Below are 14,335 nucleotides of genomic sequence, written 5' to 3' on the forward strand. Positions count from 1 at the left end.
ATTCCGGCGTGCCGGAAGGCACCGCCGACCCGTGGCGCGTGATCTCCGCCACCACGACGAAGTACAAGTCGGCCGGTCCGCTGGGCCGCCTGAGCGCCTTCCGCGCCCGGGTCAGGTACTGGCTGGACCGGCCGCTCACGCCCTACCTGCTGATCGTCGGCACCACGCTGCTGCTGGTGGTGCTCGGCCTGATGATGGTCTTCTCGGCCTCGCAGATCCTCGCCCTGGGCCAGCACCACTCGGCGCAGTACTACTTCCTCAAGCAGCTGATCGCGGCCATCCTCGGGCTGGTCCTGCTGATCGGCTTCGCCGCCGTCCCGGTGGCGGTGCTGCGGGTGATCGTCTACCCGGTGATGTTCGGGGTGATCGGCGCGCTCGCGCTGGTCGCGGTGCCCGGCATCGGGGTGCGGATCAACGGCAACCAGAACTGGCTGGACTTCGGGTTCTTCCAGTTCCAGCCCTCCGAGTTCGCCAAGCTCGCGCTGGTGCTCTGGGGCGCCGACCTGCTCGCCCGCAAGCAGAAGGCCGGCACGCTCACCTCGTGGAAGCACCTGCTCGTCCCGCTGGTGCCGGGCGCCCTGCTGCTGCTCGCGCTGATCATGCTCGGCGGCGACATGGGCACCTCGATGATCCTGGTGGCCATGCTGTTCGCGCTGCTCTGGATGGTCGGCGCGCCGCTGCGGCTGTTCGTCGCCACCCTCGGCGTGGCCGTCGTCGTCTGCACCGCCCTGGTGATCACCGTCCCGCACCGGGCGGAACGCCTGGGCTGCATCGGGATCACCAAGCTCGACCCCGACGGAACCTGCTTCCAGGCCCTGCACGGCGTCTACTCGTTCGCGCTCGGCGGCGGCTTCGGCACCGGCCTCGGCGCCGGCGTCGAGAAATGGGGCCAGCTGCCCGAGGCGCACACCGACTTCATCTTCGCCGCGACCGGCGAGGAACTGGGCCTGGTGGGGACGCTGTCGGTGATCGGTCTCTTCGCGGCACTAGGCTACGCGGGTATCCGTGTGGCCATCGGTACGAAGGATCCCTTCGTCAGGTACGCCGCGGGAGCCGCCACCACCTGGATCTCGGCGCAGGCCGTGATCAACCTGGGGTCGGCGCTGGGACTGCTGCCCATCGCGGGCGTCCCGCTCCCGCTGTTCTCCTACGGCGGTTCCGCCATGCTGTCGGCCATGTCCGCGATCGGTGTGCTGCTCTGCCTGGCACGCAGCACCTCCGGCGCGAAGGCGGCCCTGGCCGCCCGGACCAAGAACTCCCGGCTCAGGAAGCGACTGGCCCGGGTGCTGCCACGACGACGAACCACAGCGCGCCCGGCCCCCGGGCCGGCACGCAGGGAGCGGTGAATTTCGGTGCATGTCGTACTCGCCGGCGGGGGGACCGCCGGTCACATCGAGCCGGCCATGGCCCTCGCGGACGCCCTCCGCAGGCACGACCCGTCCATCGGGATCACCGCCCTGGGCACCGAGCGCGGTCTGGAGACCCGGCTGGTGCCCGAGCGCGGCTACCAGCTGGAGCTCATCCCGGCCGTCCCGCTGCCCCGCAAGCCCACCCCCGAGCTGATCACCGTCCCGGGCCGGCTGCGCGGCACCGTCCGGGCCGCCCAGGAGATCATCGAGCGGGTCAACGCCGACGCCGTGGTCGGCTTCGGCGGCTACGTCGCGATGCCGGCCTACCTGGCCGCCAAGCGGGCCGGCGTGCCGATCGTGGTGCACGAGGCCAACGCCCGCCCGGGCCTGGCCAACAAGATCGGCGCCCGCTACACCGACTTCGTCGCCGTCTCCACTCCGGACAGCAAGCTGCGCGACTCCCGGTACATCGGCATCCCGCTGCGCCGGACCATCGCCACCCTGGACCGCAACGCGGCCCGCCCGGAGGCCCGGCACTACTTCGGCCTCGACCAGCGGCTGCCCACCCTGCTCGTCTCCGGCGGCTCCCAGGGGGCGCGCCGGCTCAACGAGACCGTCACCGCGATCGCCCCGCGGCTCCAGCAGTACGGCGTGCAGATCCTGCACGCGGTCGGCCCGAAGAACGAGCTGCCGCAGGTGGACGACATCCCCGGGATGCCGCCGTACCGCCCGGTGCCGTACGTCGACCGGATGGATCTGGCCTACGCCGCCGCCGACCTGATGCTCTGCCGGGCCGGTGCCATGACGGTGGCCGAGCTGGCGGCCGTCGGGCTGCCCGCCGCCTTCGTCCCGCTGCCGATCGGCAACGGTGAGCAGCGGCTGAACGCCCAGCCGATGGTCAAGGCCGGCGGCGGTCTGCTGGTGGACGACGCCGAGCTGACCCCGGACTGGGTGCTGCAGAACGTGCTGCCGGTGCTCACCGACCCGCAGAAGCTCTGGGACATGAGCCGGGCCGCCGCCGAGTTCGGCCGCCGGGACGCCGACGAGCTGCTGGTCGGCATGGTCTACGAGGCGATCGAGGCGTCCCGCGGCGGTCGCCGCCGTGGCTGACGGCCGGCTCGCCGACCCCCTGGAGGAGGAGCTGGAGGCCGAGGAGCACGCTCCCCGGCTCCGGCTCTCCCGGCGGGGCATCGTGGTGCTGAGCGTGCTCGGTGCCGCGGTGGTCGGCGGGCTGGCCTGGCTGGTCTTCTTCTCCTCGGTGCTGGACGTGCGCGACGTTGCCGTTCAGGGGGTCACCGACGACAAGCTGACGGCGGACCAGGTCCGCGAGGCGATCGGCGGGGTCGGCGACGGCCCGCTGGCCCGGGTGAACCTGGACGTCGTCCAGCACCGGGTCGAGGCCATCCCGCGGGTGGCCAAGGCCGAGGTCTGGCGGGGCTGGCCGCACACACTGCAGGTGAAGGTCGTCCAGCGCAAGGCGGTCGCCGCTGTCAAGGGGGATGACGGTCAGTTCACCCAGGTGGACGCCGGCGGCGTGAGCTTCGCCACCGAGGCGGCCCCGCCGGCCGGGGTCCCGGTGGTGGAGCTGCGGCTCAGTCAGCAGGCGAAGGACGCCGACGGGGTGATCTCCCGTTCGCAGCTGGTGCAGGGCGCGGTGGGGGTGGCCGCCGGGCTGCCGACCGAGGTCGCCCAGCGGGCGGGCGGGTTGCTCGTGCACTCGTACGACGACATCGAACTGCAGCTCAGCGGGGGTGCGACGGTGCGCTGGGGGAGTCCGGAGCAGAACGACCGGAAGGCCCGGGTGCTGGTGGCGCTGATGAATCAGAAGGGTACGAACTACGACGTGAGTGCTCCGGACGCGCCGGCGGTGTCGGGATGATCCGGTAGGTTCTGTGCCGTGGGGAGGGGTTGACGCCTTCGAGTGTCGGCCCGACCCTTGGTGGTCACCCCGGTTTCATATGCCGGTCGATGATCACATAGGCTCAAAAGAAAAAGGGAAGCTCGGCGTGTTCGTTGAAACACGTGCCCGGAGCCACCTAGTGTCCTGTGTCACCAGACTGTGTTTCCTGGTGATGTGACGGAGGCACAGGACTAACCCTAAAGGTCAAGTTTAGGGTTGGGGTCGGCGGTCGGCATTTCGGACATTCAGTCAGAAACCAGGCTCCCTACCCATCGACATCCGTCGGTACGGCTCCGGTCACCGGGCCGCACCGACCCGGAAATTCGAGGCGAGAGGCCTTCGACGTGGCAGCACCGCAGAACTACCTCGCAGTCATCAAGGTCGTCGGCATCGGCGGCGGTGGTGTCAACGCCATCAACCGGATGATCGAGGTCGGTCTCAAGGGCGTCGAGTTCATCGCGATCAACACCGATGCGCAGGCCCTCCTGATGAGCGACGCCGACGTCAAGCTCGATGTGGGCCGTGAACTCACCCGGGGCCTCGGCGCCGGCGCCAACCCCGAGGTCGGCCGCAAGGCCGCCGAGGACCACCGCGAGGAGATCGAGGAGGTCCTCAAGGGGGCCGACATGGTCTTCGTCACCGCGGGCGAGGGTGGTGGCACGGGCACGGGCGGCGCGCCCGTCGTCGCCAACATCGCCCGCTCGCTCGGCGCACTGACCATCGGCGTGGTCACCCGCCCCTTCACTTTCGAGGGCCGGCGCCGTGCCAACCAGGCCGAGGACGGCATCGCGAGCCTGCGCGAAGAGGTCGACACCCTCATCGTGATCCCCAACGACCGGCTGCTGTCCATCTCGGACCGCCAGGTCAGCGTGCTGGACGCGTTCCGCTCGGCCGACCAGGTCCTGCTCTCCGGTGTCCAGGGCATCACCGACCTGATCACCACCCCGGGTCTGATCAACCTCGACTTCGCCGACGTCAAGTCCGTCATGTCGGAGGCCGGTTCGGCGCTCATGGGCATCGGCTCGGCCCGCGGCGAGGACCGCGCCAAGGCGGCCGCCGTGATGGCGATCTCCTCGCCGCTGCTGGAGGCCTCGATCGACGGCGCCCGCGGTGTGCTGCTCTCCATCTCGGGTGGCTCCGACCTCGGCCTGTTCGAGATCAACGAGTCCGCCCAGCTGGTCAGCGAGGCCGCGCACCCCGAGGCCAACATCATCTTCGGTGCGGTCATCGACGACGCGCTCGGCGACGAGGTGCGGGTCACCGTCATCGCGGCCGGCTTCGACGGCGGGCAGCCGCCGGCCATCGTCCGCGACCCGGTGGTCAAGTCGACTCCCGCCACCCCGGCCACGCCGTCGGCCACCCCGGACCGCCCGGTCTCCCGGCCGTCGTACGGGACCATCGGCTCGGTGACGTCCCGCTCGGAGGGGGAGACCTCGGCCGCGCCGTCCCGCCCGGCCGAGACCCCGGCCACCGCGACCGCCGCCCCGGTGCCGCCGCAGGTGCAGCCGGCCCGGCAGCCGTTCGTGGAGAGCCCGGCCGAGGAGCTCGACGTCCCGGACTTCCTTAAGTGATCGATCGCGCGGTACGCGACGGTGCTCACTTCGCCTTCACCGATCGGTGGGGCGGGGTGAGCACTTCGCCGTACGGGGAGCTCAACCTCGGTGGTGCGGTGGGGGACGACCCGGAGGCCGTCCGGGAGAACCGGGCGATCGCGGCCCGTGAACTCGGGCTGAACCCGGCCGACGTGGTCTGGATGAACCAGGTGCACGGCGCGGACGTCGCAGTGGTGACGGAGCGCCAGCCGATGGGGGAGGCCCCGACGGTGGACGCGGTGGTCACCGACCGGCCGCTCGCACTCGCGGTGCTGACAGCCGACTGCACCCCGGTGCTGCTGGCCGACCCGGTGGCGGGTGTGGTGGGCGCGGCCCACGCGGGCCGGCCCGGGCTCGCGGCCGGAGTGGTGCCCGCGGTGGTCCGGGCGATGACCGGGCTGGGTGCCGAGCCCGGTCGGATCGTCGCCGCCACCGGCCCCGCGGTGTGCGGTCGCTGCTACGAGGTGCCGGCCGAACTGCGCGCCGAAGTCGCCTCGGTGGTGCCCGCCGCTTTTGCCGAGACTTCGTGGGGAACGCCGGCGCTGGACGTGCCGGAGGGAGTGGCGGCCCAGCTGGCCGCCGCGGGTGTCACCGAGCTGGTGCGATCATCGGTCTGCACCCTCGAATCCGCCGATCACTACTCCTATCGCCGTGAGCAGCGCACGGGCCGGCTCGCGAGCTATGTCTGGTTGGGCTCTGAACACTGATGACGAACGACATCTACGGACCGTTCCCGGGCAGCCCCGGCCCTTTCTTTCCTGATTCAGGCTGGCTCAAGACGCTGACGGAGGGCCAGCGGGCCCGGTACGAAGAACTGGGCACCAACCTCGACGTGGTCGAGCGCCGGATCGCCGACGCCTGTGCGGCGGCCGGGCGGGCCCGGGACGAGGTCAGGCTGGTCGTCGTCACCAAGACCTACCCCGCCGAGGACACCGCGCTGCTGGCCGCGCTGGGTGTGACGGATGTCGCGGAGAACCGCGACCAGGATGCCGCGCCCAAGGCGGAGCAGTGCAGAAACCTTCCGCTCGACTGGCACTTCGTCGGACAGCTGCAGACGAACAAGGTCCGCTCGGTCGTCCGGTACGCGAACCATGTGCACTCGGTGGACCGGCTGCGGCTGGTCGGGTCGCTCTCCGCGGCGGTGCTCAAGTCCGAGCGGCCGGAGCTGGGTTGCCTGGTGCAGGTGGCGCTGGACAAGGAGCACGGCGAGGGCGAGCACCGGGCCGGGGTCGCCCCGGCGGACGTCGTGGAGCTGGCCGACGCCATCGCCGACACGCCCGGGCTGCGGCTGGACGGTGTGATGACCGTCGCTCCGCTGTCCGGCCCGCTCGCCGGAGATCCGGCCCGGGCCTTCGATCGACTGGCGGAAATCGCAACCGCCGTACGGACGGCCCATCCTGCTGCCACCATGGTCTCCGCAGGGATGAGCGGCGACCTTGAGCAGGCCATTGCCGCCGGAGCGACACATGTGCGCGTCGGAACGGCGGTACTCGGAGTGAGGTCACCCCTCAGGTAACGTCACCGGGTAGTAGATCAGACTGCAGGACAAAATAGGACAGAAACTAGCAGCTTTCCAGAGCGCTAGCGAACCGTGGATCGCAGCTCCGCGGCCCCCACTCACGTAATCTGACGATATGTCGATCTGATGAATTGTCGTGGGCGGACCGCGGAATCCGCAGGCAGGGCCGCCCGGCCCGGCCGCCGGGACGGAGCCGGTCCACCACAAGCGGAGGAGACAGGAGCATGGCCGGCGCAATGCGCAAGATGGCGGTCTACCTCGGCCTCGTGGAGGACGAGACGTACGACGGCCAGGGGTACGACCCCGACGACGACTACGACGCGGACCCCGAGCCGATTCGCACGGGGGCGGTGCGGACGGAGGACATCCCCCGGCCGGCCGCGGCACCCTCCCCGGTCTCCTCGATCACCCCGCAACCGGTGCCGGCCGCGGTCCCGATCCGGCAGGAGCCCCCGAGGATGGCCCCAGTGTCGTCCATCACACCCGAACGCCGCCACAACCTGGAGAAGAGCGCACCGGTGATCATGCCCAAGGTAGTGAACGAACGAGAGCCCTACCGCATCACCACGCTGCACCCCCGGACCTACAACGAGGCCCGTACCATCGGGGAACAGTTCCGTGGCGGGACCCCGGTGATCATGAATCTGACCGAGATGGACGACACTGATGCGAAGCGACTCGTAGACTTCGCCGCTGGACTCGTCTTCGGTCTGCACGGCAGTATCGAGCGCGTGACGCAGAAGGTGTTCCTGCTGTCTCCTGCTAACGTCGATGTCACGGCGGAGGACAAGGCTCGGATCGCCGAGGGTGGGTTCTTCAACCAGAGCTGACCCGGCCACGACTTTACGTGTGGATCTGATCAACAGTGGGTTAGCGACAGGCAGCGGGCCCCAGGGCCCGGGACCGGGGAGAGGGATACGCGATGGATATCGTGTGGGCGGTGGCCTATTACGCCCTGACCGTCTTCCTGGTGTTCCTGCTTGTGCGGCTGGTGATGGACTGGGTCTTCCAGTTCGCGCGTTCGTGGCGGCCCGGCAAGGCCATGGTCCTGGTCCTGGAGGCCACGTACACTGTCACGGATCCGCCGCTCAAGCTTCTTCGGCGGTTCATCCCGCCGTTGCGTCTCGGGGGCGTGGCGCTCGACCTGTCCTTCTTCGTACTGATGATCATTGTGTATGTCCTGATCTCGCTTGTGCGGCCCTAGTCGTAGGTGAGCGATGCGACAGGATGCCGGTGTGCCGACGATCACGTTGAGGTGAAGAGATGCCATTGACCCCCGAGGACGTTCGGAACAAGCAGTTCACGACCGTCCGCCTGCGCGAAGGCTATGACGAGGACGAGGTCGATGCCTTCCTCGACGAGGTCGAGGCGGAGCTGACCCGCCTTCTGCGCGAGAACGAGGACCTGCGCGCCAAGCTGGCCGCCGCGACTCGTGCCGCCGCGCAGAACCAGGCCAACATGCGGAAGGAGCCGCCGCAGGACGCCCGTCCCGGAGCGCCCGTCCCGGCCGCCATATCCGGCCCGCCGGTCCCCGGCCAGCAGGGCCCGGGCGGCCCGCAGCAGATGGGCCCCGGCGGTCCCCAGCAGATGGGTCCCGGCGGTCCGCAGCAGCAGCAGATGGGCAACCAGCCCCTCGGCCTGCCGTCCGGCGCCCCGCAGCTCCCGGCCGGCCCCGGCGGTCCGCAGCAGATGGGCGGCCCGCAGCAGCAGATGAACCAGACCATGGGCGGCCAGCAGCAGCTGGTCCAGCCGATGGGTGGCCAGATGCTCCAGCCCATGGGCGGCCCCGGTGGCCCGCAGCAGATGGGCAACCCGATGGGCCAGGGCATGGGCCAAGGCATGGGTCAGGGCATGAGCCAGGGCATGGGCCAGCAGCAGATGCAGCCGATGGGCGGCCCCATGGGCGGTCCGCAGCAGATGGGCGGCCCGCTCGGCGGCCCGATGCAGCAGCAGGGCCCCGGCGGCGACAGCGCCGCCCGTGTGCTGGCGCTCGCCCAGCAGACCGCCGACCAGGCGATCTCCGAGGCCCGTTCCGAGGCCAACAAGATCGTCGGCGAGGCGCGCAGCCGGGCCGAGGGCCTTGAGCGCGACGCCCGGGCCAAGGCCGACGCCCTGGAGCGGGACGCGCAGGAGAAGCACCGCGTCGCGATGGGGTCGCTGGAGTCCGCGCGGGCCACGCTGGAGCGCAAGGTCGAGGACCTGCGGGCGTTCGAGCGCGAGTACCGTACGCGCCTCAAGTCGTACCTGGAGACCCAGCTCCGTCAGCTGGAGTCGCAGGCCGACGACTCGCTCGCCCCGCCGCGGATCCCCGCCACCGCGTCGCTGCCGCCGGCGGCCTCGTCGATGGCTCCGGCCGGTGCGAGTGCGATGGGCAGCGGGCCGAGCTTCGGTGGGAACCAGCCGTCCTTCGGCGGTAACTCGCCGTCCTTCGGTGGGCAGAGCTCGTTCGGCGGGAACTCGCCGGCGCCGAGCTTCGGCGGGCAGTCGAACGGTGGCAACACCGGGGCTCCGCAGATGCAGCCGGCCGGTATGACCCAGCCGATGGCGGCCGTCCGACCGCAGCCGCCGCAGCCGATGCAGCAGGCGCCGGCGCCGATGCGGGGCTTCCTGATCGACGAGGACGGCGACAACTGAGGTTGTAGCAGGGCCTTTTGAGGGCGTCCCCTTTCTGACCTTCGGGTCGGGGAGGGGGCGTCCTTTTTGGTGTCCGGGGGTGGGGCCGGATTGGGGGAGGGCGTGAGGGGTGAGGGGAGGAAGGGGGTATGGCGAAGCCGCCGGGACCTGGGGGTTCCGGCGGCTTCGTGGGGGTTGGTCAGGCCTTGCGGAGTTGGAAGGCCAGGCCGAGGGACTCGTCGGTGAAGGTCTCGGAGTCCCAGTCGGCGGCGCCGGCGGCGAAGTCGGTGGCGAGCACCTCTTCGGCGATGAGGGGGCCGTGTTCGGCGATGGCCTCGGCGGTCTCCTCGGTGGTGGCGCGCCAGCGGAGGACGATGCGGTCGGCGACGTCCAGGCCGGAGTTCTTCCGGGCCTCCTGGATCTGGCGGATGGCGTCGCGGGCGATGCCGAGCCGCTTGAGCTCCGGAGTGATGGCCAGGTCGAGGGCGACGGTGGCGCCGGACTCGTTGGCGACGGCCCAGCCCTCGCGCGGGGTCTCGGTGATGATCACCTCGTCCGGGGACAGGGTGACCGTCTCGCCGTTCAGCTCGACGCTGGTCTCGCCGTTGGCGCGCAGTTCGGCGGCCAGGCGGGCGGCGTCGGTGGCGGCGACCGCCTTGGCGACGTCCTGCACGCCCTTGCCGAAGCGCTTGCCCAGCGCACGGAAGTTGGCCTTGGCGCTGGTGTCGACCAGCGAGCCGCCGCCCGCCCCGGAAGGGGACGATGCAGCCAGCGATTCCAGGGTGGAGACGTTGAGCTCCTCGGCGATCTGCGCGCGCAGGTCGGCGGGCAGCTCCTCCCAGCCCTGGGCGGCGATCAGCGCGCGGGACAGCGGCTGACGGGTCTTGACGCCGGACTCGGCGCGGGTGGCCCGGCCGAGCTCGACCAGCCGGCGGACCAGCGCCATGTGCCGGGAGAGGTCGGCGTCGATCAGCGTCTCGTCCGCCTCCGGCCAGGTGGCCAGGTGCACCGAGGCCGGGGCGTCCGGCGCGACCGGGACGACCAGGTCCTGCCAGACCCGCTCGGTGATGAACGGGGTGAGCGGGGCCATCAGGCGGGTGACCGTCTCCAGCGCCTCGTGCAGGGTGGCGAGTGCGGCGGCGTCGCCCTGCCAGAAGCGGCGGCGGCCGCGGCGGACGTACCAGTTGGACAGGTCGTCGACGAAGCCGGAGAGCAGCTTGCCGGCGCGCTGGGTGTCGTACGCCTCGAAGGCCTCGTCCACCTCGCGGACCAGGGTGTTCAGCTCGGAGAGCACCCAGCGGTCCAGCTGCGGGCGGTCGGCCGGGGCCGGGTCGCTCGCCGAGGGGGCCCAGCCGGAGGTGCGGGCGTACAGGGCCTGGAAGGCGACGGTGTTCCAGTAGGTGAGGAGGGTCTTGCGGACCACCTCCTGGATCGTGCCGTGGCCGACCCGGCGGGCCGACCAGGGCGAGCCGCCGGCCGCCATGAACCAGCGGACCGCGTCGGCGCCGTGCTGGTCCATCAGCGGGATCGGCTGCAGGATGTTGCCCAGGTGCTTGGACATCTTGCGGCCGTCCTCGGCCAGGATGTGGCCCAGGCAGACGACGTTCTCGTAGCTGTTCTTGTCGAACACCAGGGTGCCGACCGCCATCAGCGTGTAGAACCAGCCGCGGGTCTGGTCGATCGCCTCGGAGATGAACTGCGCCGGGTAGCGCTTCTCGAACAGCTCCTTGTTCTGGTACGGGTAGCCGTACTGGGCGAACGGCATCGAGCCCGAGTCGTACCAGGCGTCGATCACCTCGGGCACCCGGGTGGACGTGCCGCCGCACTCGCGGCAGGCGAAGGTGACCGCGTCGATGTACGGGCGGTGCGGGTCGAGCTCGCTCTGGTCGGTGCCGGTGAGCTCGGACAGCTCGGCCAGCGAGCCGACGCAGGTGAGGTGGCCCTCCTCGCAGCGCCAGATCGGCAGCGGGGTGCCCCAGTAGCGGTTGCGGCTGAGCGCCCAGTCGATGTTGTTGTTCAGCCAGTCGCCGAAGCGGCCGTGCTTGACCGTCTCCGGGTACCAGTTGGTGGCCTCGTTCTCGCGGATCAGCGCGTCCTTGACGGCGGTGGTCCGGATGTACCAGGACGGCTGCGCGTAGTAGAGCAGCGCGGTGTGGCAGCGCCAGCAGTGCGGGTAACTGTGCTCGTACGGGAGGTGGCGGAAGAGCAGGCCGCGCTCCTTGAGGTCCGCGACCAGGGCCTCGTCGGCCTTCTTGAAGAACTGGCCGCCGACCAGCGGGACCTTGGGGGCGAAGGTGCCGTCGGCCAGCACCGGGTTGACCACCGGCAGGCCGTACTTGCGGCAGGTCACGAGGTCGTCCGCGCCGAAGGCCGGGGACTGGTGGACGATGCCGGTGCCGTCCTCGGTGGTGACGTAGTCGGCGTTGAGGACGTAGTGCGCGTTCTCGATCTCGACCAGGTCGAAGGGGCGGCGGTAGGCCCAGCGCTCCATCTCGGCGCCGGTGAAGGACTCGCCGGTGGTCTCCCAGCCCTCGCCGAGGGCCTTGGCCACCAGCGGCTCGGCGACCACGAGCTTCTCGTTGCCGTCGGTGGCCACCACGTAGGTGACCTCGGGGTGGACGGCGGCGGCGGTGTTGGAGACCAGGGTCCACGGGGTGGTCGTCCAGACCAGCAGCGCGGCCTGGCCGGCCAGCGGGCCGCCGGTCAGCGGGAAGCGGACGAAGACCGAGGGGTCGACGACGGTCTCGTAGCCCTGGGCCAGCTCGTGGTCGGACAGACCGGTGCCGCAGCGCGGGCACCAGGGGGCGACCCGGTGGTCCTGGACCAGCAGGCCCTTGTCGAAGATCTGCTTGAGCGACCACCAGACGGACTGGACGTACGACGGGTCCATCGTCCGGTAGGCCTCGTCGAGGTCGACCCAGTACCCCATGCGGGTGGTCAGCTCGGAGAAGGCGTCGGTGTGGCGGGTGACCGACTCGCGGCACTTGGCGTTGAACTCGGCGATGCCGTACGCCTCGATGTCCTGCTTGCCGGAGAAGCCCAGCTCCTTCTCGACGGCCAGCTCGACCGGGAGGCCGTGGCAGTCCCAGCCGGCCTTGCGGGCGACGTGGTAGCCCTTCATCGTCCGGTAGCGCGGGAAGACGTCCTTGAAGACGCGGGCCTCGATGTGGTGGGCGCCGGGCATGCCGTTGGCGGTCGGCGGGCCCTCGTAGAAGACCCACTCGGGACGGCCCTCGGACTGCTCCAGGCTGCGCTGGAAGACCTTGTTGTCCTGCCAGAAGGACAGGATCCGGTGCTCCAGGGCGGGGAGATCCACCTGTGCGGGGACGGAGTTGTAGGTACTCATCGCGGGCGTCATACCTCCGGCGGATGTGGACGGAATCCGACGGAGGGACGAGACGGCGAGCCGTCCCGCGGTACCACCCTCCTTGGCCGCGGTGCTGCGTGCGGCCCTCTTGTTTGGGCTTGCTGCCGGGTCTAGTGGGCCGTCGCTCGGGGCGGGCGGCTGTTCTTCCGGCGGCTCCGGGGTGATCTTCCCGCCGTGCACGCCCCCCGGGCTCACACCGTCCCCGGGTCGCTGGTGGCTGCGTACGTCGGTACTCGTCCCATCTGCGCCTTGCAGGCTCAGTGTATCGGCTGCCGCAAGTCGGTTTTGTCCGGTGCTGCTGCGGTGGTTCGTCCAGTGCGCGGGGGTGGTTAGGAGGGGGTGATCTGGGCACATGAATGGCAGCGCGCGGGGCGGGGCGATTGGGGCGGCTGGCTGGGTGGGATCATGATGAGGCGCCGGTATGTCATGTTGTGACCGGTTTTGATCGGGATTATCGTTCCGGCACTGGAAGCCGCCGGGAACCGGCGGCTCGATTCGTTCGTAGATGGGGTCGAAGCCATGGCTGAGAAGGCAACCGGCGCGGGTACCGCCACCAAGCGGGCACGCAAGGCCGTGGCGGCCGATCCAGGGGAGGGGACCGTGACCACTACCGCACGGCAGAACACCAGCATCGACACCGTCACCGTGCCGCGCGGCGCCGAATCCGTGGACCCGGCCACACTGCCGGTCCGCCTCGGCGAGGAGCCCTGGACCTCGGAGGAGGTCCACGAGCTGCACACCGAGCTGATCAGCGAGCTGGAGCGACTGCAGAACGAGATCGACGCCGCCGAGGCCGCCATCTCCGGGCTCATGCGTGACTCCAACGACGGAGCCGGAGACGACCAGGTGGACGCCGGTACGAAGAACATCTCGCGGGAGAGCGAGGTGGCCCTCGCCAACAACGCCCGGGACAGCCTCGCCCAGACCGAGCACGCCCTGGCCCGGCTGGAGGGCGTCGGCTTCGGCGTCTGCGAGTCCTGCGGGCAGGCCATCGGCAAGGCCCGGATGCAGGCCTTCCCGCGGGCGACGCTCTGCGTGCAGTGCAAGGCCAAGCAGGAACGCCGCTGAACGAGTCGACCGACGCGGCGCGGGGGGTCGGGCTTGCCGTACGCTCGACCCCGTAACGTCGCCTGACACGTCCGCAGCGGACGCGTCCAGGTCGTCACCGGCCCATCCTCCCCCACCTCCGGCCGGGGGAGCTCCATCGGTAGCGGAGCGGATCATCAGTACGCAAGGTTCCCCCCAGACCCGGGACGACGCCGTCCCGACCCCCGCCGATGCCGTGGAGGTGGCCGTGGCCGAGCCCGCCGAAGCCGCTGGGCCCACTTCTGATGGCGCCGAGGCCGGTGCATCGGCCGGTGCTTCGACCGGCGCTTCGGTCGTGACGGAGGCGCCCAAGGGCCGACGGCGGGTCGGCGTCCTGCTGGTCGTCGCCCTGCTCGCGTTCCTGATCGACCTCGGCAGCAAACTGCTGATCGTCGCCCGGCTGGAGAACCACGCGGCGATCAAGGTGATCGGCGACGTGGTCACCTTCCAGGTGATCCGCAACTCCGGCGCCGCCTTCGGCATGGGCCAGGCGCTCACCGTCGTCTTCACCATGATCGCCTCGGCCGTCATCGTGGTGATCTGGCGGATCGCCCGCCGGCTGTACAGCCTGCCCTGGGCGATCGCACTCGGGCTGCTGCTCGGCGGGGCGCTCGGCAACCTCACCGACCGGCTGTTCCGTGCGCCGGGCGTCTTCCGCGGGCACGTGGTGGACTTCATCTCCGTCCAGCACTTCGCGGTCTTCAACCTCGCCGACTCGGCGATCGTCTGCGGCGGGATCCTCGTCGTGCTGCTCTCCTTCCGGGGCAGCAACCCGGACGGGACCGTGCACCAGCAGGCGGAGAAGTCCGAGAAGTCCGAGAAGTCCGAGAAGGGCGAGTAAGGGTGAGTACGGGCGAGAAGTCCGGAAAGGGCGAGAAGCCGGAGTAGCGCGGGACGGCGGCGGGCGCG

General features: G+C 70.5%; 12 protein-coding genes. 11 read left to right on the forward strand and 1 reads right to left on the reverse strand.

The window, feature by feature from the left end:
* Positions 1–8: 8 nt before the first annotated feature.
* From ftsW to KV557_RS03745, 9 genes are all read left to right on the forward strand, one after another.
* Positions 9–1,346, forward strand: coding sequence for a putative lipid II flippase FtsW (gene ftsW, locus KV557_RS03705; protein WP_218198136.1), 1,338 nt, complete (start codon positions 9–11; stop codon positions 1,344–1,346).
* A gap of 6 nt (positions 1,347–1,352) precedes the next feature.
* Entirely contained in the window at positions 1,353–2,459 is a 1,107-nt protein-coding gene (gene murG, locus KV557_RS03710) for an undecaprenyldiphospho-muramoylpentapeptide beta-N-acetylglucosaminyltransferase (RefSeq protein WP_218198137.1), read from the forward strand.
* Entirely contained in the window at positions 2,452–3,228 is a 777-nt protein-coding gene (locus KV557_RS03715) for a cell division protein FtsQ/DivIB (RefSeq protein WP_218198138.1), read from the forward strand. The genes murG and KV557_RS03715 overlap by 8 nt, the downstream gene beginning before the upstream one ends.
* A 365-nt stretch (positions 3,229–3,593) precedes the next feature.
* On the forward strand, positions 3,594–4,820 hold the full coding sequence (gene ftsZ / locus KV557_RS03720) for a cell division protein FtsZ (RefSeq protein ID WP_218198139.1): 1,227 nt from the start codon (positions 3,594–3,596) through the stop codon (positions 4,818–4,820).
* A complete protein-coding gene (gene pgeF, locus KV557_RS03725; protein ID WP_218198140.1) occupies positions 4,817–5,548 on the forward strand; it encodes a peptidoglycan editing factor PgeF in 732 nt (243 codons plus the stop codon). The genes ftsZ and pgeF overlap by 4 nt, the downstream gene beginning before the upstream one ends.
* Positions 5,548–6,357, forward strand: a complete 810-nt coding sequence (locus KV557_RS03730; protein WP_218198141.1) for a YggS family pyridoxal phosphate-dependent enzyme — start codon at positions 5,548–5,550, stop codon at positions 6,355–6,357. The genes pgeF and KV557_RS03730 overlap by 1 nt, the downstream gene beginning before the upstream one ends.
* Positions 6,358–6,584: 227 nt before the next feature.
* Entirely contained in the window at positions 6,585–7,190 is a 606-nt protein-coding gene (locus tag KV557_RS03735) for a cell division protein SepF (RefSeq protein ID WP_218198142.1), read from the forward strand.
* 92 nt (positions 7,191–7,282) lie between these two features.
* Positions 7,283–7,564, forward strand: a complete 282-nt coding sequence (locus KV557_RS03740; RefSeq protein ID WP_218198143.1) for a YggT family protein — start codon at positions 7,283–7,285, stop codon at positions 7,562–7,564.
* A gap of 59 nt (positions 7,565–7,623) precedes the next feature.
* Complete coding sequence (locus KV557_RS03745; protein ID WP_218198144.1) at positions 7,624–8,994, forward strand: DivIVA domain-containing protein; 1,371 nt, start codon at positions 7,624–7,626, stop codon at positions 8,992–8,994.
* 178 nt (positions 8,995–9,172) lie between these two features.
* Here the strand turns inward: KV557_RS03745 and ileS are convergent, their stop codons facing one another.
* Entirely contained in the window at positions 9,173–12,319 is a 3,147-nt protein-coding gene (ileS, locus tag KV557_RS03750) for an isoleucine--tRNA ligase (protein WP_218198145.1), read from the reverse strand.
* A gap of 621 nt (positions 12,320–12,940) precedes the next feature.
* Here ileS and KV557_RS03755 point away from each other — a divergent pair.
* Positions 12,941–13,408, forward strand: a complete 468-nt coding sequence (locus KV557_RS03755; RefSeq protein ID WP_308129752.1) for a TraR/DksA family transcriptional regulator — start codon at positions 12,941–12,943, stop codon at positions 13,406–13,408.
* 151 nt (positions 13,409–13,559) lie between these two features.
* On the forward strand, positions 13,560–14,267 hold the full coding sequence (gene lspA / locus KV557_RS03760; RefSeq protein WP_308129759.1) for a signal peptidase II: 708 nt from the start codon (positions 13,560–13,562) through the stop codon (positions 14,265–14,267).
* The last annotated feature ends 68 nt before the right edge of the window (positions 14,268–14,335 follow it).

Origin of the sequence: Kitasatospora aureofaciens, assembly GCF_019192735.1 — a bacterium.
Classification (GTDB): domain Bacteria; phylum Actinomycetota; class Actinomycetes; order Streptomycetales; family Streptomycetaceae; genus Kitasatospora; species Kitasatospora aureofaciens_A.

What these genes read in the sequence shown, in the direction of transcription:
- KV557_RS03730 (WP_218198141.1), top strand. Translation starts at nt 5,548, where the DNA reads ATGACGAACGACATCTACGGACCGTTCCCGGGCAGCCCCGGCCCTTTC.
- KV557_RS03735 (WP_218198142.1), top strand. Translation starts at nt 6,585, where the DNA reads ATGGCCGGCGCAATGCGCAAGATGGCGGTCTACCTCGGCCTCGTGGAG.
- KV557_RS03740 (WP_218198143.1), top strand. Translation starts at nt 7,283, where the DNA reads ATGGATATCGTGTGGGCGGTGGCCTATTACGCCCTGACCGTCTTCCTG.
- KV557_RS03745 (WP_218198144.1), top strand. Translation starts at nt 7,624, where the DNA reads ATGCCATTGACCCCCGAGGACGTTCGGAACAAGCAGTTCACGACCGTC.
- ileS (WP_218198145.1), bottom strand. Translation starts at nt 12,319, where the DNA reads ATGAGTACCTACAACTCCGTCCCCGCACAGGTGGATCTCCCCGCCCTG.